This window comes from Micromonospora sp. DT233, from assembly GCF_049841815.1.
Lineage (GTDB): Bacteria > Actinomycetota > Actinomycetes > Mycobacteriales > Micromonosporaceae > Micromonospora.
On the sequence record NZ_JBNCLB010000015.1, the window covers coordinates 43,319 to 65,428 of the forward strand.

The window sequence follows — 22,110 nt, forward strand, 5'->3', positions numbered from 1 at the left end:
TCTCTTCGTGCTGGTGGAAGGGGGTCAGCGGTGGGTGCCACGGGCGGGCAGGTCGTCGAGGCGGGGCCGGTCACCGTCGCGCAGGCGCCGCCAGGCCCGCCGGTACAGGTCGGCGACCGGGACGAACGGCACGGTCACACCGAGGCTGGCCGTGCCGTCGGGTGCGAGGTCGTACAGGGCGGTCTTCCAGCCCTCGATCGGGGCCTGTCCGCTGCCGCGCTCCAGCCAGGGGCCGGGCAGGAACAGTGACCGGCCGGCCCGGGGCCGGCTGGCCGTGACGACCAGGTCGGTGCCGGCCAGCTCGGCGCGGGCCAGCTTCAGCCGGGCCGGCTTCCACCCGGTCCACTTCGCCGTGTTGCGGTCGGTCGGCTCCGCCATGGCCAGCAGCATCAGGTACAGCGCCGCCGCGTCCGCGCCCAGGCCATGCTCCCCGGAGACCTCGGCGACCAGCTCGGGCACCGACCGGGTCGGATCCTGCGGCCACCAGGTGCCGTCGGCGGCCCGCGCGCCGCCGGCCGGCTCCCCCGGATCGTCGAGCAGCGCCGCGAAGCGTGGGTCGCCGGCCAAGCGCAGCGCCACCTCCATCTGGTACGGCTTGGCCGCGTCCGTCCGCAGGACCGGCAGGTACGGGTCCGTCCCGTCGGCGTCGAGCAGGTCCGGCCGCAGCGCCGGTGAGGGTTGCTCGTCGTGGGTGGCCAGGACGATGGCGCCATAGCGCTCCCAGCCGGGGCCGGTCTCGGACGGGGTGCCCGCCACCTGCCGGAACGCGGGCAGGGAGACGTACTGGTTGAGGTCGAGCAGCAGGTTGGGGTTGGCCAGCCGGGACCGGATCGCGGCCAGCGCGGCCGCCAGCGCGGCCCGGCACGGGTCACCGGCCGGCGTGTGGTGGGCGACCCAGGCCACGAGGGCGACGGCCGAGCAGAGCACCGTGCCGGTGAAGCCGGTTGCCCGGTTGTCGGACTGCCGGGCCCGGTCGCCCCTGATCTCGAAGGCCAGGTCGGTGCTCAGCTCGGCCGAACGGGCCGGGTCGAGCAGCGCCGGCAGCGCCTTCGCCGGCCCCCAGCTGGTGCGGACCGCGCGTACCGCGTCGGCCAGCAACTGCTCCGGCACCGCCACCCGGCGTCCCAGGGCGGCGTTCCAGACCGCTGCGGCGGCGGCCACGTCCGGGCCGTCGGCCCAGAGCCGGGCCGGGTCCTGCGGCAGCAGCGCCGAGAGCACCGCCAGGCGGAGCTGCGCGTCGGCCTCCCGCAGGATCTCGACGGCCAGGCTGGCCTCGCCCTGCTTGATCCCGAGCCACTTGCGCATCTCGGGCGGGACGCACGCCGCATCCGCGTACGGAAGGCCGGCCAGCACCAGTTTCGCCGCGGTGGGGGTGACGCCGGTCAGCTCGGCGAACCGCTGCGCCGCCTCCGGCTGCCAGGGCAGGGGACCGCGCGCGGCCCACTCGGCGTCGAGATCGGCCAGCCAGCCGGCCGGCCGTTCGTCGCCGACCGGCCCCGACGAGTCCAGCACCGTGTACGGCTCGGGAACGGCGAACGCGCCGGCCGGGTCGTGGTGCAGCGCGTGGAAGGCGTACCCGGTGGACGTGCTGTCGACGTTGAGGAACGCGATGAACGCCCCGTCGGGCAGCGGCAGGATGCCCGGCTTGGCCTGCCGGCGGGTGCCGTCGGGGTTGTCGAGGTCGGCGTCGAGCAGGTGCAGCCGGCACCGACGCCACCGGGCCGGCGCGGCGGCCGTGCTCAGGTCGAGCCGGTCGAGTGCGACGAGCAGGGCGCCCAGGCGCTGCTGATGGACGTCGGGGGTGGTCGCAGCGAGGGCCCGGTAGGCGACGGCGGCGAGCCGACCGAGCAGGGCCGCCCAGTCCACCGCGGTCGGCAGCGCCGGCCCGTCGAGGTGCAGCCGAACGGCGGGCTCGCCGTCGCCGCTGCTGCCGCTGTCACCGGCTGCGGAGCGCTGGGCGGCGAGTGCCTCCAACTGGCCGAAGACCCCGGGGGCGTGCGACGCGTGGGACAAGTAGTGCAGGCCGCTCAGCGCCACGGCGAGCTGCCAGTCGGTGGGGCCGGCGACCACCGGTGGCGCGGCCGGCGGGGCGGAGAGCGACCCGGTGAGCCGCTCGGCCACCGCGTCCAGGTCGGTGCGCACCTGGGCGGCCAGCCGCAGCACGCCGGCCACCCCGGCCAGCACCGCGTCGTGGCTGATCGCCGGCACCCTCGCGCGGACCAGCTCGACCAGCGCGTCCTTCTCCTCGGCGGCGCACGCCCCGGCCGGCGGGGCGGCCGGGGCGGTTGGGGTGCTCGGCAGGACGGCCCGGCTGGCCGGGACGGCCGGGCCGGCCTGGCTGGTGAGGGCGGTCGGGAGGACGAGGGGAAGGTTGCCGGTGGACTGGGTGGCCGTGGTCGTGGTCGACCCGGACCGGGCCGCCGCCCGAGCCGCCGCCAGGGCGGCGTGGCGTTCGTCGAGCGCGGCCTGGAACAGCGCGGCGGCGACGTCCCGGTCCATCCGGCGCAGGGCGGTGGAGCCGGCCGGGTCCCGGGGCAGCATGTTGCCGAGGAACTGCTGCGGCGGCAGCGGAACCGCCGGGGAGGTGTAGGCCCGACCGGACGACGATCCGGCGGCGGCGCACACGATGCCGTCCGGGTCGACCAGGACGACACCCTTGAGGACGGCCCGGGGCCGGTCGTCGCCGGGCAGCACCAGCGCCGCGACCGGGTGCTGGCCCGGGGCGACGGTGACCGTACGACCGGCCAGGTCGTCGCCGCGTACCGAGCCGTCCGGCAGGGTGACCACCCGCCAGCCGAGCAGGCCGTCCCGTGGGGCGGCGGCGGGGGTGGCCCGGTCGGAGAGGGCCGGCCGCAGCCAGCTGGCCCACTCCTGAAGACGGAGTGCGCCCGCCGGCAGGTCGGCCAGGAAACGGGGCAGGCCGCGCGGGCCGAAGGTGTCGCCGCCGGCCGGGTCGTACTCGCGCCAGCCGCGGTCGGTGTTCCCCTCGCCGGCGCGGTAGACCCAGTACGAGGTGCCGTCGGTGCTGATCGGCAGCTCCAGCGGAATCGCGGTGTCACCGGCGTGCAGCACCCCGGCGCCGGTGGCCCGCCCGCCGCCGGGCAGCGGCAGGGTGGTCTCGTTGCCGCGTTGGCCGCCGGGCCGACGGCCGTCGACGGCCTGCGGCTCGCCGGGCGACGAGTGCCAGTAACCGACCGTGTTGTAGCCGAACGCCCGGGAATACCAGAAGACCAGCAGCTGGCCGTCGACGTAGTGGTATTCGGGTGGGTACCTCCGGTCGCCCGTGGGGATGCGCAGGTCGTGGCGGAGCACGATGCCCTCGGCGTCGAGCACCCGCACCGTGGTCGGCCCGCCCATGATCACGTACGGCCAGGCCTCCTGCAGGGTCAGCGCGACCGTGGGATCGCCGCCGGTCACCTCCTGCCAGGCCTGCTCCCAGACCGGCCAGCCCAGCTCGTCGATGAGCCCGCCGCGCAGGCTGCGGGCGACGTGCTCGGTGAGGTCGAGGTCGAGGGCGTGGCGGAGCTCGCCGCCCGAGCCGGGCGCACCGGACCCGTCGAGCTCGTCGGAGACCAGGCGCAGCGCCTCGACCGGGAGCTCACCCAGCCACTTCACCGACTGCGGGAGGTGCGGCAGCCCGGCGGTGAACCGGTCGCGGATCCGGGCCCGCAGCCACTCGTCCAGCAACGGCCGGACGCCCGGCGTGTCGACCATCCGGACGAGGGCGCCCGGCCGGCCGTCGAGCGGGTCGAGACCCCGGCGCAGGGCCCCGGTGAAGCGGTCGTCGCCGGCCAGGGCGAGCAGCTTCCGCCCCGCTTCGACGCCCGCCCAGTGCAACAGGCCCAGCGCCTCGTCCTCCTTCGGCGGGGTCACCGGCACCTTGAGCTCGAGCAGCAGGTCGAGCAGGTTCAGGTCGGTGGCGACGGTGAGGGTCTCGCCGCTGTCGGCCAGCTCGGCGCGCAGCCGGTCGGCCATCCGCTCGACGAGCGGGTAGAGCTCCTGAATCGGAGCGTGGCGGGCCGGTTGGGCCTGGCTCAGGTAGCGGCGCAGCCAGCCCACGGAACCGTCGCGCGGGCGGGTCGCGTCCGGTGCCTGCGGGTCGCTCAGCCCGGCGAGCGCACCGGTGTCGGCCAACAGGGCCAGCCACATGGCCAGGTCGTTGCGGTCGGCGGGCATCAGGTCGAGCAGGCTGCCCCGGCTCGCCGGGTCGCCGGCGGCCAGCGCCGTCAGCGCCGGCAGGTGCGCCTTCCACCAGCCGGCGGGCGCCTCGGCAGCCACCGGCAGCCGTACCATCTCGGCCAGGTAGGCGGCCTCCCGCTCGGCGGCGGTGCCGGGCGGGGTGGTGGGGGCGGCCTTGCCGGGGGCCTTTTTGGTGGCGGCCCGGACCAGTTGCTTCACCGCGGTGGCCAACTGCGCGGACGGCACCACGCCGGCGGCGGCGGCCCGCAGCGCGAGCCGGCAGAACCGCTCCAGCGCCTCGTCGGCCGGCAACCGGGCGGAGAGCTCCTTCGCGTAGCCCGCCAACCCGGTCGCGGAGACCACCTTGGCCGCCGTGAACTCGACGTAGACCTCGTCGAGCCGGCCCAGGTCGACCGGCAGCCCGTGCTGCGCCTCCGCCTTGCGCGCCTTGTTGAACAACTGCTTTGCGTAGCTGTCCTGCCCGGCGGCCAGGAACACCCGGGCCGCCTGCTCGAAGAACGTCGGCAGGAAGTGCGGCAGCGTCCGGGCGAAGCGGTTGCCGATGGCCTGGTGGCCGTCCATGGCGGCCTTCGGCCGCGACCGGACCTGCTTGGCCAGCTTCTGCAGCTCCGGCACCGCCGTCAACGCGTGCCGGCCGTCCGCCGGGTGGTGCACCAGCACCCACTCCGGGAAGGCCAGCGGGCGGCGTGGGCCCCACCCGACGACGGCCGGTGCGGCACCCGGCGTCAGGCCGAGGAACCCGACGGCGATGTCCTCGCCCTCGCCGAGCGCGGCGTCGACCAGGCGGATCACCGGTCGGTCATCGAGGACCGGGTGCCGGTAGGTGCGGGCGGTGAGGGGCACCGCCCGGTCGCCGGCCTCGGCGGTGTCGATCGGCAGCACCGCGCCCGCAGCCAGCAGACTCGCCGCCGCAACCTCGCCCGGCCGGGTCGTCGTTTCGGTCATGCCCGCTTCTCCGTTCCCGTGGCGGCGCCGGAGAGGGCCGTCGCCATTCGCATTCCCTCCGACCAGGCCACCGGCCCGACCTCGGCCAACCGCAGCATCGGCCCCTCGGCGACCGACCAGGAGAGGCCGCCCAGGGTCGCCTCGGAGTCCCAGTAGTCCTCGTCGAACCCCAGAGCCGCCTCGACCGTCTGGCCGGCCTCCCAGACCCGGCACCTGATCTGTGCGCCGGAGACCCGGAAGCCGAGCGTGGCGGCGCGGGCGGCCAGCCGGTTGGGGACCCTGACGCCACCGAAGTCGGTGACCGTGCTGGCGCGGGCCCCCAGGGTGGTGGGCCGCTCCCAGGTGCCCCGGTGCAGTTGCTCGACCCCCTGGGTGAGGCCCAGCTCGTCGGCGAACTCGCGCAGCTCCGCCAGGTCGGGAAGGTGCACCGGATGGGGCAGCGTGGCGGTGGCCGGCGAGAGCCGGACGGTCTCCCCGTCGAGGTCGACCACGCGCAGGTCACCGGCGTCGGTGACGCCCCGCAGGAAGCCCGGCTCGGCCGGGTCGTCGCCGAGCACCACGAGGTTGCGCAGCGCGCCCTGCCAGGCCGGGTCCGGCCAGACCCGGGCCAGCAGCCCGGTCGGCACCGGCAGCGAGGAGACCACCCAGGCGTCGACCCGGGCCAGGCATTCGGCGGCGTGCCGGTCCAGCCACTGGCCGAGCTGGTGCAGCCGCTCCACCTCGGGGTCGTCGCGCAGCGCCTTCGGCAGCGTCTTCAGTGGACGAGCGCCGGCCCGTGGGCCGGTGGACCGGGCCGCCACCTTCCCGTCCACGAGGGAGATCTCGTAGGAGCCTCCCGCCGGTAGCCAGCCCATAAGGACGCACCCTCCACAGTGGTAATCCGGCAGGGTCCATCAAGGAGCGGCCGGTTGATCAACGCAGGGGGCACGCTAACAGGAGGCACCGACACGGCGGGCCGGGCGGCGGTGGGGTACGACTTCGCGGCAGGCCCGTCGAGTTCCGGGAGGCGTGCACCGGCAAGCACGATTCCGACTGCCGATACGGGCGGCCGTGCTGGGTGTGCCGCGCTACTGCGCCCGGCTGCACCGCCGTCAGGCGAGGAAGCCGGTGCGCCGCGCGGAGCAACGTCTGCGGGGGCTGATGGAGGGCGTGAACCGGCCCGCGGCGCAATCCCCGGCTCAGCTCCTGCGCAGCCAGAGCACGCCCAGCGGCGGCACCCGCAGCGCCACCGACGCCACCATCCCGTGCCACGGCACGTCCTGCGCGTGCACCGCACCGAGGTTGCCCACCCCGGACCCGCCGTAGTGGTGGGCGTCGGTGTTGAGCACCTCCGTCCAGGTGCCGGCGGCCGGCAGCCCGATCCGGTAGTCCTCCAGCGGCTGGGCGGAGAAGTTCGCCACGCAGACCAGCGTCGCGCCGTCGGGGGCGATCCGGACGAACGAGATCGTGTTGTGGGCGACGTCGTCGCCGGCGATCCAGCGGAACCCGGCCGGCTCGGTGTCCTGCGCCCAGAGCGCCGGGGTGTCCCGGTAGACCCGGTTCAGGTCGCCGACGAGGCGCTGCACGCCGGCGCGCGCCGGGTCGTGCAGCAGGTACCAGTCGAGGCCGCGTTCCTCGCTCCACTCCCGGTCGTCGGCCAGCTCGCAGCCCATGAAGAGCAACTGCTTGCCCGGGTGCGCCCACATGTACGCCAGCAGCGCCCGCACGTTGGCCAGCCGCTGCCAGGTGTCGCCGGGCATCTTCGCCGCCAGCGAGCCCTTGCCGTGCACCACCTCGTCGTGGCTGATCGGCAGCACGTAGTTCTCGCTCCACGCGTACGCCAGGGAGAAGGTGAGCTGGTGGTGGTGGTGCTGGCGGTAGATCGGGTCCTTCGCGGTGTAGAGCAGGGTGTCGTGCATCCAGCCCATGTTCCACTTGAACCCGAAGCCCAGCCCGCCGTCGGCGGTGGGGCGGGTGACGCCGGGCCAGGCGGTCGACTCCTCGGCGATCATCACCACCCCGGCGTGGTGCTTGTAGACGGTGGCGTTGACCTCCTGCAGGAAGGCGATCGCCTCCAGGTTCTCCCGGCCGCCGTGCTGGTTGGGCAGCCACTGCCCCTCGGTGCGGGAGTAGTCCAGGTAGAGCATCGAGGCGACGGCGTCGACCCGCAGCCCGTCGACGTGGAACTCGTCGCACCAGTAGAGCGCGTTGGCGACCAGGAAGTTGCGCACCTCGGGGCGGCCGAAGTCGAAGACGTACGTGCCCCAGTCGGGGTGCTCGCCCCGGCGCGGGTCGGGGTGCTCGTAGAGCGGGGCGCCGTCGAAGCGGGCCAGCGCGAACTCGTCCTTGGGGAAGTGCGCGGGCACCCAGTCCAGGATCACCCCGATCCCGGCGGCGTGCAGCGCGTCCACCAGGTGCCGGAACTCGTCGGGGGTGCCGAAGCGGGACGTGGGGGCGTAGTAGCCGGTGACCTGGTAGCCCCAGGAACCGCCGAAGGGGTGCTCCATCACCGGCATGAACTCCACGTGCGTGAAGCCCAGCTCGGTGACGTACCCGGTCAGCTGCTCGGCCAGCTCCCGGTAGCCCAGGCCGGGCCGCCACGAGCCGAGGTGCACCTCGTAGACGCTCATCGGCTCCTGGTGCGGGGCCTGCCGGGCGCGGCGCGCGAGCCAGTCGGCGTCGCGCCACTCGTACGTCGAGCGGTTTACCACCGACGCGGTGGCCGGCGGCACCTCCGCGTACGCCGCCATGGGGTCGGCCTTGTCCCGCCACCGCCCGTCGGCGCCCAGGATGCGGTACTTGTAGCGGGCCCCGACGGGCACGTCGGGGACCAGGATCTCCCACACCCCGGTGGAGCCCAGCGAGCGCATCGGCCAGCCGTCGTCGGGGCCCCAGCCGGTGAAGTCGCCGATCACCCGCACGCCGCGCGCGTTCGGCGCCCAGACGGCGAACGCCACCCCCGCGTCGAGGACCCGCGCGCCGAGGGCCTCCCAGAGCCGCTCGTGGCGGCCCTCGCCGATCAGGTGCAGGTCCAGCTCGCCCAGGGTGGGCGGGTGCCGGTACGGGTCGTCGCGCAGCGCGCCGTCGACCTCGACCCGGTAGTCGAGCACGGTGCCCGGCACGGTGGCCTCGAAGACGCCGCAGTCGTGCACCCGGCGCATCTCGTGCCGTTCGCCGTCGACCAGCAGGGTCACCGCCGACGCGCCCCGGCGCAGCGTGCGGATGGTGGTGCGCCCGTCGGCGGGGTGCGCGCCGAGAACGGCATGCGGGTCGTGCGCCTCGCCGGCGATCAGCTGGTCCATCGTGGGTCGTCCTTGTCGGCAGCAACGGTGGGGGCGGTGCCCCCGGAAAGGTCGGTGGGCACGTCCTGCACGGTCAGGTCGGGCGCGGCCGGGGCGGCCGGCTCGGCGGCGGCCGGGGGGACCGGCCGGCGCACCGTGAACACGTGCGCGGGTTGCAGGTACGGGTCGAGCCGCACCGCGTTGTGCTGGCCCCAGTCGTAGCCGGCGTCGGTCAGCTCGTCGTGCACGGCGAACCGCTCGTGCCAGTCGAAGCCCAGCGCCGGCATGTCCAGGGTGACGTTGCCCCACTGCACGGCCCGCGAGTCGAACGAGCAGACCACGATCACCGTGTTGCCGGTCTCCGGGTCGTGCTTGGACCAGCAGAGCAGCGCCGGGTTGTCGATGTCGTGGAAGACCAGGTTGCGCAGCCCGCGCAGCGCCGGATTGTCGCGCCGGACCCGGTTGAGGGTGGTCACGAACGGGGCCAGCGAGCGCCCCTGCGCCTGCGCGCCGGCCCAGTCGCGGGGGCGCAGCTCGTACTTCTCGTTGTCGAGGTACTCCTCCGCGCCGGGGCGGGCGACGTGCTCGAAGAGCTCGAAGCCGGCGTACATGCCCCAGGAGGGCGAGAGCAGCGCGGCCAGCACCGCCCGGATCTTGAACATCGGCGGGCCGCCGTGCTGCAGCGACTCGTGCAGGATGTCGGGGGTGTTGGGCCAGAAGTTCGGCCGCATGTGGTCGGCGGAGACGACCAGTTCCTCGCAGTACTCGCGCATCTCGGCGGCCGTCGTGCGCCAGGTGAAATAGGTGTACGACTGGGTGAAGCCGATCTTGCCCAGCCCGTGCATGATCGCCGGCCGGGTGAACGCCTCGGCCAGGAAGAGCACGTCCGGGTCGACCCGCTTGACCTCGGCGATCAGCCAGTGCCAGAAGTCGAACGGCTTGGTGTGCGGGTTGTCCACCCGGAAAATCTTGATGCCCTCGCCGACCCAGTGCAGCACCACCCGCAGCACCTCGGCCCGGATGCCCTCGGGGTCGTTGTCGAAGTTGACCGGGTAGATGTCCTGGTACTTCTTCGGCGGGTTCTCCGCGTACGCGATGCTGCCGTCGGCGCGGGTGGTGAACCACTCCGGGTGCTCGGTCACCCACGGGTGGTCCGGCGCGCACTGCAACGCCAGGTCAAGGGCCACCTCCAGGCCCTGCTCGGCGGCGGCGGCGACGAAGTCGCGGAAGTCCTCCGGCGTACCCAGGTCGGGGTGGATGGCGTCGTGGCCGCCCTCGGCCGCGCCGATCGCCCACGGCGAGCCCACGTCGTCGGGCCCGGCGGTGAGCGCGTTGTTGGGGCCCTTGCGGTTGACCCGGCCGATCGGGTGGATCGGGGGGAGGTAGAGCACGTCGAAGCCCATCGCCGCGACCCCGGGCAGCCGCTCCATCGCGGTGACGAAGGTGCCCGAGCGGGCCGGCGCGTCGACCGTGGCCGGGATCGCGCCCTCGGAGCGGGGGAAGAACTCGTACCAGGCGGAGAAGAGCGCCCGGGGGCGGTCCACCCAGAGCCGGTGCTCCGCGCCCGTGGTGACCAGCTCGCGCACCGGGTGCGCCCAGAGCAGGTCGGCCAGCTCCAGCGCCGGGGCCACCCGCCGGGGCAGCGGCAACCGCTCGTCGACCAGGGCCGCCGCAGCGGCGGTGACCCGTGCGGCGTCGCCGGCCGGCACCAGCTCGGCGGCGGCGGTCAGCACCCGCGCCCCCTCGGCCAGGTCGTTGGCCAGCTCCGCGGGGCCCTGACCGGCGGCGACCTTCTTGGTCACCGCGTTCTGCCAGGTCAGGTACGGATCTTGGAACGCCTCCACGGCGAAGGCCCACTCGCCGACGGCGTCGGGGCGGATGCTGGCGTGCCAGCGGTCCTGGCCGGGCTCGCCGGGGCGCATCCGGGTGAACGGCCGGGCCCGCCCGTCGGGGCCGCGCCAGAGCACGTTGCAGCCCAGCGCGTCGTGCCCCTCCCGGTAGGCGCGCGCCGACACGGGCACCACCTCGCCGACCACGGCCTTGGCCGGGTAGCGACCGCAGGCGACGACGGGGGAGACGTCTTCGATCGGAAACCGTCCAGTCACCCCGCCAACCTACTGTGCGAGATCGTCTCGCGCGCGGCGGTCGGGCCCCTCCGGGGGCTGTCGGTGGGGTACGCCACGATGGGGCGATGTCGTACGCGCAGCAGTTCAGGGCCTTCGCCCGACGGCACGGCGTCTCCGACGACGCCATCACCCGCATCCTGTGGTCGGTGCAGCCGGGGGTGGAGGTCGGCCTCTGCGACCCGGAGGGCATCGGTCCGGAGAGCCAGGTGATCGGCTACTGCGGCGGCCTGCCACGGCTGCCGGCCGACACGCCCTGGCCGATGGGGGACACCTTCATCGCCGCCCTCGACCTCGCGGCGATCCCGCCGCAGCCGATGGACCTCGCCCTGCCCCGGCAGGGGCACCTGCTGTTCTTCGGCGACCCGTACCCGGAGCACGACTGCCCGGCCGAGGTGATCCATGTGCCGGCGGGGACACCGACGGCCGAGCGACCCGCGCCCGTGGACGAGGAGTGGCCGAGCGTCGAGGCGGAGGTGCTGCCCCGGCAGGTCATCACCCTCGACCGGGTGAACCGTTGGGACATCCTCGGCTGGACCCCGGAGCCCGACAACGACGACGTGGACGACGACGAGAAGGAGTGGCTCGCGCGGCTGATGGCGGCGATCGAGGAGTACGGCGCCCGGGTCGGCGAGGTGCCGACGGTCCAGCGGCGGACCTGGGGGCTGCGCGGCGAGGCGCTGAACCCGAACCCCTACGCCGCCGACTACCGAGCCGGCTTCCTGCGCCGGGGGGAGGAGGCGGTGACCATCCTGCGGGCCGAGCCGGAGCGCTTCGACGAGCTGCACGGCCAGGCCCTCGAGGCGGCGGCGCTGGGCGACGGGGTGTGGCTCAACCTGCTGGAGTTCCATCAGGACGAGATCTCCCCCGGCGACGGCGAGATGGGCTGGATCATCCGCCGCGACGACCTGCACGCGGGCCGCTTCGACCGCGTCCGGCAGTCCCAGCACAGCTGACCGGTGAGCTGGTCAGTGGCGGGTCCGCCAGGCCTTGGCGCGGCGCATGTACCGGAACACCCCGCCGGGCCCGGTGGAGGCGGGCCAGTCGTCGGTGCGGAAGTACGCGTCGGAGCCGCCGTCGAGGAAGATCACCGACCCGCAGAGGAAGTCGGCGGCCGGCGAGAGCATGAACGCCACCCACTCGCCGACGTCGGCCGGCTTGCCGCGCCCGCCGATCGGCACGGCCAACTGCTCGACGGAGTTCTTCTCGCCCCGGGCGATCTGCTCGTCGAGCAGCGGGGTGGCGATGATCCCGGGGGCGAGGACGTTGACCCGGATGCCCGCGCCGGCCCACTGCGGCGAGACCGCGCTGCGCCGCGCCCACCGCGTCACCGCCATCTTCGAGCTCGCGTACGCGAACGGCGCCGAGCGCTTGCCGAAGCGCCCCACCCGGCGCAGCGCCTTGTGCGGGTCGCGGGCGAGCAGCGCCCGCACGGCGCTCTCCGGCACCATCGGGGTGAGCGTGGTGGAGTTCGAACCGAAGACCACCACCTTGCTGTTGCCGGCGGCGGCGAGCGCGGGCCGCCACGCCTCCAGCAGGTCCACCACGCCGAAGTAGTTGACCTGCTGCACCATCGCGTCGCGCCCCGGGATGCCGCCGAGCCCGGCCGCGCAGACCGCGCCGTCGAGCCGCCCCCCGGCGCGGTCCAGCACCTCGACCGCCGCCGCCGTGCGCCCCGCCGGCGTGGAGAGGTCGGCGACCACCTCGACGTCGCGCAGGTCCACGCCGATGACGGTGTGCCCGTCCCGGCGCAGCCGCTCGGTCGCCGCCCTGCCCATCCCCGAGGCCGCGCCGGTCACCGCGTACGTGCCCATGTCGGTTCCTTCCCACTGCGCCGGGCAGCCGGTCGGATCCGGCCCGCACCCTCTCGCCGGATGCTGACACGCGGCGACCGCCCCGACCCGACGATCCCGCCAAATCGCACCCGGCCGGGGTGTGCTCGGAAAGGCGCGGCCTGGTGATTGAGTACGACAAACTCGCCGTTCATTTCCAGGCCCCCCGCTACCTCATCGAAACTCTCGATCGACCACGAAGATCCGCGAGACAGCACTAGTTACGATCGCCGGCGGGTATCGGCGGCCCGAAGTGGCGAGCGCGTAATCAGGAGGCGAAGCACATGACGGCATACGTGTACGGGGTTCTGCACGACGACATCGGCAATGTTTTCATCGGGTCGAAGTTCGAAAAAGGGTATTTCTTCTGGGAGAACGGGGCAGGCGCGATCGTCCCGGCCGGGCAGTGGCTCAACGGGAGCGGGAAATCCGCGCTCCCCGGTGGCAAGCGGGAACGGGGCGAGACGATCGAGGCCGGCGCCCGGCGCGAGTTCTACGAGGAGACCGGGGTCCGGATCGACGCCGACGCCCAGGTCAGGGAACGGTCGTGGGAGTACTTCGATGAGAAGGAGGGGGCCACCAACACCTACGAGGCGGCGTACTTCCGGGTCTCCACCGCGCGCCTGAAGGCCATCGCGGCGGACATCGCCGGGAATCTGGCTGCCGGCGTTCAGGCTCAGCAACAGCTGATCAGGGAGCAAGGAAACCCGACCATAACCACCTACGCCGCGCTCCGGGCCGCCTATCCGCAGGCCCCGCCGGCCAACGAGCTGGACCGCGGGTCGCTCATGAACCTCACCGCCCACTGGGACTGGGTCGAAATCGAGTCGTGGAAGCAGCAGCGGCTCCTGGGCTGGTTCCACACGATCCTCGCCCACCTCAAGAACGTCATCCTGGTCGAGCTGGCCCCTCCCAAGTAATTTGCCCGTAGGCGGTGGCACCGTCGGCGGGTCCACCACCTGCCGGCGGGCGTCAGCGAAATCTTGGTACGGACCGGCCCCTCCAGGGGCAGATCCGTACCAAGATCCACCCGATTCCCGGGATCGGGGCACTGCCCACGCGGGCTGCTACGAGTACCGCAAGTGCTCCGACGCGGTCTCGCTCTCGTCCTCCTCGATCCAGCCCTGCTCGTGAGCCTGCCACCACCAGGACGCGACGCATGACTCCTCCGCATGCACGTCCTGCTCTGTTCGAGGGCTCAATCTTGGACAGAAGTAAGCCAGGGCGATTCGCCGTGTGCCCCCGAGTCGGCTCGCACGGCGACTGTGTCGACGGGTCAGGCGATCTGACGGAGGTCGCTGCCGTAGTCGAAGATGATCCGCATCCGGGCACCCAGTGCTCGTGCATACCGGCTGAGGGTCGCCACCTCATTGGCCTCCAGATCGCCGTTCTCGATCTGACTCACCCGCCCGGGCGTGACCCCCATCAGCTCGGCCACCTGCCGCTGGGTAAGACCGAGACGCTTCCGCTCCTCGACAAGGTGGAACGCGCTTACCCACGCTTCGGTGCGGGCACGCTCCGCATCGAGCGCATCGTCGTCCCCGTCGTGCAGCTCGGCCCGAATGTCTTCCCAGTCATGAAAGTCGCTCATCAGCTCTCCCTCCGTTTCGTCTCGAAGGCAAGCCAACCCTCGTATGCAATCTCGGCGGTCGGGATCGCCTTTTCATACCACCGTGTCCAGTCTCCGGCCTTGTTGCCCGCGACCAACAGCACCGCCTGCGACCAGGGGTCAAAGACGAACAGAATCCTGATGGCAACGTCCCGCCCGGACCTCGGCCGCAGCTCCTTGAGGTTGCTGATGGTCGAACTACGGAGCGTGTCGACCAGCGGACGCCCCAGACCCGGACCGGTCTCGGCGAGCATGTCAATCGCAGTGTTGACGGACAGGTATGCCGCCGGGTCGGTCTGACGTAGAACCCTCAGCCAGTCGCGGACATCGCCTGTCGTTTTGATCGCCCAGCGACGGGCTGGCCCGCTAGTCATGTCAAAAACTATAGCTTGAGCTAAACGTCATGCCAAGCAAAGCTCTGATCGACTGCATCGAGGGGTCAATCTTGCAAAGGAACTGTTCGCCGGAAACGCTATCCGTCCTAGGTCTCCCGTGACTCACGCGGGTGGCGTCGCGGCGACGTAGAGACCTGCGCCTTGGACGCCGACGATGACGCCCTGAGCCTGGAGCAGCATCACCGCGCGCTGGACGGTGGAGACGCTCGCGGAGTAGATCTCGGCCAACTCGGCGTAGGTGGGAAGCTTCGTCTCCGGCGGGTGCTCGCCCTGTTCGATGCGGGCGTGCAGGTCCGCGGCAATCTTCCGATAGCCCATCGGGATGGTCATGTCTGCTGAGCCCCTGGCTAGGCCGGCGGTTGCGGTGCCACGAACGAGCCCTTGCCCTGGTGCACCTCGATCCAGCCCCGCTCGTCCAAGATCCGTAGGGCCAGCCTGATCGGGGTGGCACTGGCCTTGTACTGCTCGCACAGTTCGGCGATGGACGGCAGCTTGTCGCCGGGCTTCAGTGCCCCGGACTGAACCGACGCGATCACATCGGCGATGACCTGCTCGTACACGGGTTTTCTGGGCATGGCACGGCCGCCTCTCGTCAGCCCGTTGAGCATGCCACCCAACACAACATTCTGTGCATGTCGTGTTGACTCTGTACTCACTGCACTCTAGGTTGCGAATGGAGGACCTCTCGTCAGCAACGGAGATCCTCATCCGAAGGGCGGGGTGTCCTCCCTGGTCACCCCGCCCTCTGCGCCTGACGAACCCCTGAGGAGGCACGGATGCGTGAGCGTCCGCATGACGGGCCGCTGCCGGCGGCGTACCCGGTGTCGGGTGCCCCGCCCCGGCAGCCCGACGGCGATCGGGTGCCCTGCCCGCCCCGCCACCCGGAGGGCGCGCCGCCCACCCGGCGGCAGTACGCCTACGGCCTCGCGGTCGCGCTGGCCGTACTCGTGCTGCTCCTGCTCGGGATCTTCGGGTGAGCGGGCCGGGCCGGGGGATCAACGAGCTGCCGCTGGGCCGCCGGATCGCCCAGTGGCGGGTGCGGCGGAACATGACGCAGCAGCAGTTCGCCGATCAGATCGGCAAGTCCAAGAGCTGGGTGGACAAGGTCGAGCGCGGGGTGCGCCGGTTGGAACGGGTGTCCAACCTGCGGGCGGTGGCTGCGACGCTTCGGATCGACCTGGGGGCGCTGCTGGCGGGGCGGCCGGGGCGGCCCGATGCCTCTGCCGCCGGGTTGGAGGGGGTGCGTGCGGCCCTGGCGCGGTACCACGTCGAGGCCCCGGCCCGCCCGCTCGACGTCGCGGAGCAGCGGGGCCGCCTCGACCACGCGGAGCAGGCGTACCGGCACGCCCGCTACCGGGAACTGCTCGACCTGCTGCCCGGTCTGCTCGATGCCGCTCGCGCGGCGCGCGCCACCCGCCCCGGCCGGGCGGCCGACGAGTTGCTGGTCGACGCGTACGGGCTCGTCGCCCTGGCGTTGCTCAAGGTCGACCAGGGGGAGTTGGCCTGGCTGGCCGCCGACCGGGGGATGGCCGTCGCCGCGAGCACGAACGACCCGACGGTGCTCGCCGTCGCCACCGTGCCGCTCGCCCAGGCCCTGCGAGCGGGCGGCCGGCGACAGTCGGCGTTGCAGGCCGCCGTGGTCGCCGCCGACCAGAACACGCCGGCCCGCCCCGGTGTCGACGTTCCGCCCGACCCGGCCCTGCTCGGGACGCTGCTGGTGCAGGCCGCCCTCGCCGCCGCCGGCCGGGGGGACGGACGTGTCCAGGAGCTGTTCGACCGGGCCGCCCGGCTCGCCGAGGAGGCCGGCGAGGGGAGCGCGGCGGTCGAGGCCGCCCGCCTGGTCGCCGAGGCGGGCCTCGGCACGGTCGCGGCGGCGACGGTACGACACGAGCGGCTGACGGCCGGCGACGGGTGGCGGTGGTTGCCGCCCGAGCACCGGGCCGCGTACCTGGTCGATGCCGCTCGCGCCTACGCGCGGGCGGGCGACACGCTCCGGGCGGGCCGGGCGCTGCTGGACGCGGAACGCATCGCGCGCGGCGAGGTGCACGACCGGCCTGCGGTACGGGACCTGGTGGCCGTCGTGGCCCGGTCGAGCGCCGCCCCGGCGGGGCTGGCCCGCCTCGCCGCCACCCTGCGCGTCGCCTGACCCGAGCCGCTGCGGCGCAACGTCACGGCCGGCGCAGAACCACGCATTGCTGCCTCGCGGCGTCACTCGGCCCAGGGCAGCGGGACCTTCGCGTTGCCGTCCGGCAGCACCGCCCTGCCGCCGACCCGCATGCAGACCAGCGCCTGGGCGGGGCCGCCGACGGTCTTGAGCTGTCGGGTGACGCCGGCCGGCAGGACGACCGCCTGGCCGGCCCCGACCAGCTCGGTGCCGTCGTCGACGGTCACCTCGAAGGTGCCCGAGAGAGGCATCCAGACCTGCTCGGCGTCGATCGCGTGCAGCGGGGTGGCGGCGTCCTCGTGCAGCTCCACCCGCCAGGTGCTCACCTCCGCGCTGCCCTGGCTGGGGCCGGCGAGGCCGTACATCCGACCGGCGGGCGTCGCCGTGGTGCGCGCCTCGGTCTGACTGATCACGAACATGTCCACCTCCGAGTAAAGCGGCTTTACTTACCTGCCCGTCAGTAAAGTGCTGCCCACCGGGTGTGTCAAGCTGTTTTACATGACCGGTCCCGATCCGCTCCAACGCACGGAGCTGACGTTCCTGCTGGGGATGGCGTTCCAGCTCGTGCTGGCCGAGTTCGTCACCGAGCTCGACGAGCTGGGCTACGGCGAGCTTCGCCCCGTGCACGGCTTCGTCTTCCAGCTGCTTCAAGGCCACGGGGCGACCAGCACCGAGCTGGCCGCCCGGCTCGGGGTCACCAAGCAGGCGGCCGGCCAGCTCGTCGACCACCTCGAGGAACTCGGCTACGTGCGGCGACAGCCCTCGCCGCTGGGCGGTCGCCGGAAGCTCATCACGCTGACCGAGAAGGGCCAGGAGCACATGCGGGTGGCGGGTCGGTGCCTGCGCGGGATCGAGGCCCGGCTGGCCGACCAGGTGGGGGGCGACGACCGGCTGCACCTGCTGCGCGGGGAACTGGCCCGGGTCATCCGTGCCTTCGCTGGCGACGACCTCCCGCCGCTGCGCCCCTCCTGGTAAGTCGTGGGCGGCCTGCTTACTCAGCTGACCATGCCGCGTGCGACACGTATCATGCGTATTACGTATCAGGGGGCGGCATGAAGTTGAACAGCAAGGGACAGGTGACCATCCCGGCCGACCTGCGGGCACGGCACCACCTGCACGAGGGCGACGAGGTCGACGTGATCGAGGAAGGCGGCGCGCTACGCATCGTGCGCGTCGAGGACGCCGAGAGCCGGGGGCGACGCCTGGTCCGGCACATGCGCGGGCGCGGCGGTGCCCGAGAGGCGGAGAGCATGTCGACGGACGACCTGATGGACCTGCTTCGTGGCGAGTGAACGGATCCGTGCCGTGGCCGGCCGGGCGGCCGACACGATCACGACCCTGGTCGACACCAACGTCCTGCTGGACGTCTTCACCGAGGACCCGAAGTGGGCCGACTGGTCGGGCGAGGCGCTGGCCGCCGCCCGCGACGTGGGCGTGCTGGTGATCAACCCCATCGTGTACGCGGAGGTGTCCGTGCGGTTCGCGCGGGTCGAGGAGCTCGACGACGCCCTGCCCGCCACCGACTTCCTGCGCGAGGAGCTGCCGTACTCCGCAGGCTTCCTGGCGGGCAAGGCGTACGCCCGGTACCGCGCGCGAGGAGGCACCAAGCAGTCACCGATTGCCGACTTCTACATCGGCGCGCACGCAGCGGTCTGCCGCTACCGCCTGCTCACTCGCGACGGCAGCCGCTACCGCACGCACTTCCCGACGGTGCCGCTGATCGCGCCCGAGGGGTAGCCGCCGGTCAGCCCGTCGCGCCGACCGAGCGGTAGAGGGCGACAGTGCGGGCGGCGATGGCGTCCCAGGAGAAGTGCGCGACCGCGCGCCGCCGCCCGGCCCGGCCCAGCTCGGCGGTCTTCACCGGGTCGGCGAGCAGGGTGTTGATGGCCTCCGCCAGGTCGGCCACGAAGCGCTCCGGGTCCAGCGGGGTGCCGGAGCCGTCGCCCGCCTGCTCGATTTCGACCAGCAGGCCGGTCTCGCCGTCCGCGACGACCTCGCGGCCGGCAGTCCCGGGTCGCCCGCAGCAGGTACGGCAGGCCCTTCTGCCGGGTGATCCTGCCCACGTACACGACGCTGGGGCGGGTCGGGGAGGCGCCCTGCCGGAGCCCTCTGGCCCACCGCGCATCGATGGCCTCTCCGTGACGGTGCTGGGTGTAGCGCCTCCAGGAACGCCTCCGAGTCCGGTCCCACCGGGAGCCGCAGCGGCGGCGACTCCATCTGGCCGAGCCGCCAGACCACGTCCGCGAAGAGCTCGGGGGAGTTCACCTCGGCGTTGGTGTTCATGCCGCGCAGCGCACCGAGCAGGCCGTCGCTGACCGGCGTGTAGTCCGCGATCCGGTGCTCCGGCATGACCAGGTTGGTGCTGTAGCCGGTGGCGAAGCCGCCCGGCTGCAGGATGGTGACCCGCACCCCGAGGTGCCCGGCCTCGGCGGCCAGCGATTCGGCCGCTCCCTACACCGCGAACTTGCTCGCCGTGTACGCGGCCAGCCCGGGGAAGGGAACCGTGCCGGCGACCGAGCTGACGAAGACCGCGTGCCCGCGGCGTTGTGCTCGCCACGCCGGCAACACCGCCCGCCGAAGGCGTCCACCGCCCGCCCGACCGCCGCCGTGCACTGCGCCGGATCCCGGACGTTCCAGCGCGACGGCCACCACGTTGCCCGGGTGCTGGGCCACCAGTCCGTCGAGGGTCTCCGGCCGTCGGGCCGTCGCCACCACCTGTTCCCCCTTGGCGGCGAGCCGGGCCGCGAGGGCCCGACCGAGTCCGCTCGAACACCCCGTGATCATCCAACGCTTCGTCATCGCTCCCGACCCACCCAATCCGAAGGGTTACCTGCCGGGAGCAGACTGTCAGGGTCGGTCCGGCGGATGAAGGGCCAACCGCTGTCGCCAACCGGATTCGTCGGGTACCCGGCGTACCGCGGGTCGCCGGGCGACGGCACGAGCGGGCGCGGGCCGCTCGTCGGCGCGTCGCGGGCATCGTGCGGCGGGGCGGGCCGGGCCGGCCGCGGGTCAGCGCAGCGAGCGGTAGAGCTCCACGGTCCGCTCGGCGATGGCGTCCCAGGAGAAGTGCTCGACCGCGCGCCGCCGCCCCGCCCCGCCCAGCGCGGCGGCCCGCGCCGGGTCGGCCAGCACCCGGTTGACCGCCGCCGCCAGGTCGGCCACGAAGCGCTCCGGGTCCAGCGGGGTCCCGGAGCCGTCGGTCGCCTGCTCGATGCCGACCAGCAGCCCCGTCTCGCCGTCGGCGACGACCTCGGGGATGCCGCCGGTGGCGGTGGCCACCACCGCCGTCTCGCAGGCCATCGCCTCCAGGTTGACGATGCCCATCGGCTCGTAGATCGAGGGGCAGACGAAGACCGTGGCGTGGGTGAGCACCTGGATCACCTCGGGCTTGGGCAGCATCTCCGCCACCCAGATCACCCCGGAGCGCTTCGCCCGCAGCTCGGTGACCAGCCCCTCCACCTCGGCGGCGATCTCCGGGGTGTCGGGGGCGCCGGCGAGCAGCACGAGCTGGGTGTCGGCCGGCAGGTCCCGGGCCGCCCGCAGCAGGTACGGCAGCCCCTTCTGCCGGGTGATCCTGCCCACGTACACGACGCTCGGGCGGGTCGGGTCGATGCCGAGCCGGGTCACCACGTCGGTGCCGCTGTCCGGGGCGTACTGGATCGTGTCGATGCCGTTGTGGATCACGTGGACCCGGTCCGGGTCCACCGCCGGGTACGCCGCGAGCACGTCCGCGCGCATTCCCGCGCTGACCGCGACGATCGCGTCGGCCGACTCGTACGCGGTGCGCTCGCACCAGGAGGAGAGCGCGTAGCCGCCGCCGAGCTGCTCGGCCTTCCACGGCCGCAGCGGCTCCAGGCTGTGCGCGGTGACCACGTGCGGCACGCCGTGCAGCAGCTTCGCGGTGTGCCCGGCCAGGTTCGCGTACCAGGTGTGGCTGTGCACCACGTCGGCCCCCGCGCAGCCGGCGGCCATCTGCAGGTCCACGCCCATGGTGCGCAGCGCGGCGTTCGCGCCGGCCAGGCCGGCCGGTTCGGCGTACGCGGTGACGCCCGGCTCGGTGCGCGCCGCGCCGAAGCAGTGCACCCGCACGTCGGCGAGTCTGCGCAGCTCCCGGGCCAGGTACTCGACGTGCACCCCGGCCCCGCCGTACACCTCCGGGGGGTATTCGCGGGTGAGCAGGTCGACGCGGAGCGCTCCGGTGGCCGGGGAGGAGTCGTTCATGCCCCGCACCCTAGTGCAGAAGTGCGCCCGTCCGAGTGGTGAAGTGGCGGGGGGATGGATAGCGTTTCAGCATGGCTGACAAGGTGCTAGCGATCGTCCTGGCCGGTGGTGAGGGCAAGCGCCTGATGCCCCTCACCACGGATCGAGCGAAGCCGGCGGTCCCGTTCGGCGGGATGTACCGCATGGTCGACTTCGTCCTCTCCAACCTCGCCAACGCCGGCTTTCTCAAGATCGTCGTGCTGACCCAGTACAAGTCCCACTCACTGGACCGGCACATCACCAAGACCTGGCGGATGTCGACGCTGCTCGGCAACTACGTCACGCCGGTGCCGGCGCAGCAGCGCCGGGGCCCGTGGTGGTTCGCCGGCTCCGCGGACGCCATCTACCAGAGCTTCAACCTCATCCACGACGAGCAGCCGGACCACGTGATCGTCTTCGGCGCCGACCACATCTACCGGATGGACCCCCGGCAGATGGTGGAGGACCACATCGCCTCCGGCGCCGGGGTGACCGTCGCGGGCATCCGCCAGCCGCTGTCGATGGCCGACCAGTTCGGGGTGATCGAGGTCGGCGCGGACGGCCGGCGCATCCGGGCGTTCCGCGAGAAGCCCACCGACGCCGTCGGCCTGCCCGACGCCCCCGACCAGGTCTACGCCTCGATGGGCAACTACGTGTTCAGCACCAAGGCGCTCTGCGAGGCCGTCGAGGCCGACGCGGAGGACCAGGCCAGCAAGCACGACATGGGCGGCAGCATCATCCCGATGCTGGTCGAGCGGGGCGAGGCCAACGTCTACGACTTCCGCGACAACGAGGTGCCGGGCAGCACCGACCGCGACCGGGGTTACTGGCGGGACGTGGGGACGCTCGACTCGTTCTACGACGCGCACATGGATCTGATCAACGTGCACCCCGTGTTCAACCTCTACAACTTCGAGTGGCCCATCTACACCGCGCAGCCGCCGTACCCGCCCGCGAAGTTCGTCCACCAGTGGGACGAGCGGGTCGGCCGGGCCGTCGGCTCGATGGTCTCGCCCGGTGCGGTGATCTCCGGCGGCCTGGTGGAGAACTCGATCGTCTCGCCCAAGGTCAAGGTCCACTCCTGGGCGCACGTCGACGGCGCGGTGCTGATGGAGGGCGTCGACATCGGCCGGCATGCCGTGGTCCGCCGGGCCATCCTCGACAAGAACGTGATCGTCCCCGAGGGGGCGGAGATCGGCGTCGACCTGGAGAAGGACCGGCGGCGCTACACGGTCTCCGACAACGGCATCGTGGTGGTCGGCAAGGGCCAGCGGATCGAGCCGTGAAGCAGCACGTGTGACCCCGGCCCGCGCCGGGAATGAGTGAGCGTCCGTACCGTCCCT

At 72.9% G+C, this 22,110-nt stretch carries 21 protein-coding genes; 8 read left to right on the forward strand and 13 right to left on the reverse strand.

Annotated features, from left to right (window positions below; genetic code table 11):
- Positions 1 to 24: 24 nt before the first annotated feature.
- The 4 genes from ACLQ2V_RS24110 to ACLQ2V_RS24125 form a co-directional block, all read right to left on the reverse strand.
- Positions 25 to 5,145 (reverse strand): hypothetical protein, encoded by a 5,121-nt coding sequence (locus tag ACLQ2V_RS24110; RefSeq protein ID WP_425720844.1) that lies wholly within the window; start codon positions 5,143 to 5,145, stop codon positions 25 to 27.
- Entirely contained in the window at positions 5,142 to 5,999 is an 858-nt protein-coding gene (locus tag ACLQ2V_RS24115; RefSeq protein ID WP_425720845.1) for a DUF4132 domain-containing protein, read from the reverse strand. Before ACLQ2V_RS24115 ends, ACLQ2V_RS24110 begins: the two co-directional genes overlap by 4 nt.
- Positions 6,000 to 6,323: 324 nt before the next feature.
- Entirely contained in the window at positions 6,324 to 8,426 is a 2,103-nt protein-coding gene (gene glgB / locus ACLQ2V_RS24120; RefSeq protein ID WP_425720846.1) for a 1,4-alpha-glucan branching protein GlgB, read from the reverse strand.
- Complete coding sequence (locus ACLQ2V_RS24125) at positions 8,414 to 10,510, reverse strand: maltotransferase domain-containing protein (RefSeq protein WP_425720847.1); 2,097 nt, start codon at positions 10,508 to 10,510, stop codon at positions 8,414 to 8,416. Before ACLQ2V_RS24125 ends, glgB begins: the two co-directional genes overlap by 13 nt.
- A gap of 86 nt (positions 10,511 to 10,596) precedes the next feature.
- On the opposite strand from ACLQ2V_RS24125, the gene ACLQ2V_RS24130 reads away from it, so the two are divergent.
- A complete protein-coding gene (locus ACLQ2V_RS24130) occupies positions 10,597 to 11,484 on the forward strand; it encodes a DUF1963 domain-containing protein (RefSeq protein ID WP_425720848.1) in 888 nt (295 codons plus the stop codon).
- Between the two features lie 12 nt (positions 11,485 to 11,496).
- Here ACLQ2V_RS24130 and ACLQ2V_RS24135 read toward each other — a convergent pair whose 3' ends face one another.
- On the reverse strand, positions 11,497 to 12,342 hold the full coding sequence (locus tag ACLQ2V_RS24135) for an SDR family oxidoreductase (RefSeq protein WP_425720849.1): 846 nt from the start codon (positions 12,340 to 12,342) through the stop codon (positions 11,497 to 11,499).
- 302 nt (positions 12,343 to 12,644) lie between these two features.
- Here ACLQ2V_RS24135 and ACLQ2V_RS24140 point away from each other — a divergent pair, with 302 nt between their 5' ends.
- The gene (locus ACLQ2V_RS24140) at positions 12,645 to 13,280 is read left to right on the forward strand and encodes an NUDIX hydrolase (RefSeq protein ID WP_425720850.1); all 636 of its coding nucleotides are present in this window, start codon (positions 12,645 to 12,647) and stop codon (positions 13,278 to 13,280) included.
- A gap of 356 nt (positions 13,281 to 13,636) precedes the next feature.
- Here ACLQ2V_RS24140 and ACLQ2V_RS24145 read toward each other — a convergent pair whose 3' ends face one another.
- The 4 genes from ACLQ2V_RS24145 to ACLQ2V_RS24160 all read right to left on the reverse strand — a co-directional run bounded on the left by ACLQ2V_RS24145 (position 13,637) and on the right by ACLQ2V_RS24160 (position 14,939).
- A complete protein-coding gene (locus tag ACLQ2V_RS24145; protein ID WP_425720851.1) occupies positions 13,637 to 13,951 on the reverse strand; it encodes a helix-turn-helix domain-containing protein in 315 nt (104 codons plus the stop codon).
- Positions 13,951 to 14,343, reverse strand: coding sequence for a type II toxin-antitoxin system RelE/ParE family toxin (locus ACLQ2V_RS24150; RefSeq protein ID WP_425720852.1), 393 nt, complete (start codon positions 14,341 to 14,343; stop codon positions 13,951 to 13,953). The genes ACLQ2V_RS24145 and ACLQ2V_RS24150 overlap by 1 nt, the downstream gene beginning before the upstream one ends.
- Positions 14,344 to 14,466: 123 nt before the next feature.
- Entirely contained in the window at positions 14,467 to 14,694 is a 228-nt protein-coding gene (locus tag ACLQ2V_RS24155; protein WP_425720853.1) for a GntR family transcriptional regulator, read from the reverse strand.
- Between the two features lie 17 nt (positions 14,695 to 14,711).
- Positions 14,712 to 14,939, reverse strand: coding sequence for a winged helix-turn-helix domain-containing protein (locus ACLQ2V_RS24160; protein WP_425720854.1), 228 nt, complete (start codon positions 14,937 to 14,939; stop codon positions 14,712 to 14,714).
- Positions 14,940 to 15,140: 201 nt separating this feature from the next.
- On the opposite strand from ACLQ2V_RS24160, the gene ACLQ2V_RS24165 reads away from it, so the two are divergent.
- Positions 15,141 to 15,341: a hypothetical protein gene (locus ACLQ2V_RS24165; RefSeq protein ID WP_425720855.1), complete on the forward strand. Its 201-nt coding sequence runs from the start codon at positions 15,141 to 15,143 to the stop codon at positions 15,339 to 15,341.
- Entirely contained in the window at positions 15,338 to 16,510 is a 1,173-nt protein-coding gene (locus ACLQ2V_RS24170; protein WP_425720856.1) for a helix-turn-helix domain-containing protein, read from the forward strand. Before ACLQ2V_RS24165 ends, ACLQ2V_RS24170 begins: the two co-directional genes overlap by 4 nt.
- 62 nt (positions 16,511 to 16,572) lie before the next feature.
- On the opposite strand, the gene ACLQ2V_RS24175 is transcribed toward ACLQ2V_RS24170, so the two are convergent.
- Complete coding sequence (locus ACLQ2V_RS24175) at positions 16,573 to 16,947, reverse strand: cupin domain-containing protein (protein ID WP_425720857.1); 375 nt, start codon at positions 16,945 to 16,947, stop codon at positions 16,573 to 16,575.
- A gap of 79 nt (positions 16,948 to 17,026) precedes the next feature.
- Here ACLQ2V_RS24175 and ACLQ2V_RS24180 point away from each other — a divergent pair, with 79 nt between their 5' ends.
- From ACLQ2V_RS24180 to ACLQ2V_RS24190, 3 genes are all read left to right on the forward strand, one after another.
- On the forward strand, positions 17,027 to 17,503 hold the full coding sequence (locus ACLQ2V_RS24180) for a MarR family winged helix-turn-helix transcriptional regulator (protein WP_425720858.1): 477 nt from the start codon (positions 17,027 to 17,029) through the stop codon (positions 17,501 to 17,503).
- Between the two features lie 77 nt (positions 17,504 to 17,580).
- A complete protein-coding gene (locus ACLQ2V_RS24185) occupies positions 17,581 to 17,820 on the forward strand; it encodes an AbrB/MazE/SpoVT family DNA-binding domain-containing protein (protein ID WP_425720859.1) in 240 nt (79 codons plus the stop codon).
- The gene (locus ACLQ2V_RS24190; RefSeq protein WP_425720860.1) at positions 17,810 to 18,265 is read left to right on the forward strand and encodes a type II toxin-antitoxin system VapC family toxin; all 456 of its coding nucleotides are present in this window, start codon (positions 17,810 to 17,812) and stop codon (positions 18,263 to 18,265) included. Before ACLQ2V_RS24185 ends, ACLQ2V_RS24190 begins: the two co-directional genes overlap by 11 nt.
- 7 nt (positions 18,266 to 18,272) lie before the next feature.
- Here the strand turns inward: ACLQ2V_RS24190 and ACLQ2V_RS24195 are convergent, their stop codons facing one another.
- From ACLQ2V_RS24195 to glgA, 3 genes are all read right to left on the reverse strand, one after another.
- Positions 18,273 to 18,434 (reverse strand): hypothetical protein, encoded by a 162-nt coding sequence (locus ACLQ2V_RS24195; protein ID WP_425720861.1) that lies wholly within the window; start codon positions 18,432 to 18,434, stop codon positions 18,273 to 18,275.
- A gap of 545 nt (positions 18,435 to 18,979) precedes the next feature.
- On the reverse strand, positions 18,980 to 19,327 hold the full coding sequence (locus ACLQ2V_RS24200; RefSeq protein WP_425720862.1) for an SDR family NAD(P)-dependent oxidoreductase: 348 nt from the start codon (positions 19,325 to 19,327) through the stop codon (positions 18,980 to 18,982).
- Positions 19,328 to 19,537: 210 nt separating this feature from the next.
- Positions 19,538 to 20,749: a glycogen synthase gene (gene glgA / locus ACLQ2V_RS24205; protein ID WP_425720863.1), complete on the reverse strand. Its 1,212-nt coding sequence runs from the start codon at positions 20,747 to 20,749 to the stop codon at positions 19,538 to 19,540.
- Between the two features lie 71 nt (positions 20,750 to 20,820).
- Here glgA and glgC point away from each other — a divergent pair, with 71 nt between their 5' ends.
- Positions 20,821 to 22,053, forward strand: coding sequence for a glucose-1-phosphate adenylyltransferase (gene glgC, locus ACLQ2V_RS24210; protein WP_425720864.1), 1,233 nt, complete (start codon positions 20,821 to 20,823; stop codon positions 22,051 to 22,053).
- The last annotated feature ends 57 nt before the right edge of the window (positions 22,054 to 22,110 follow it).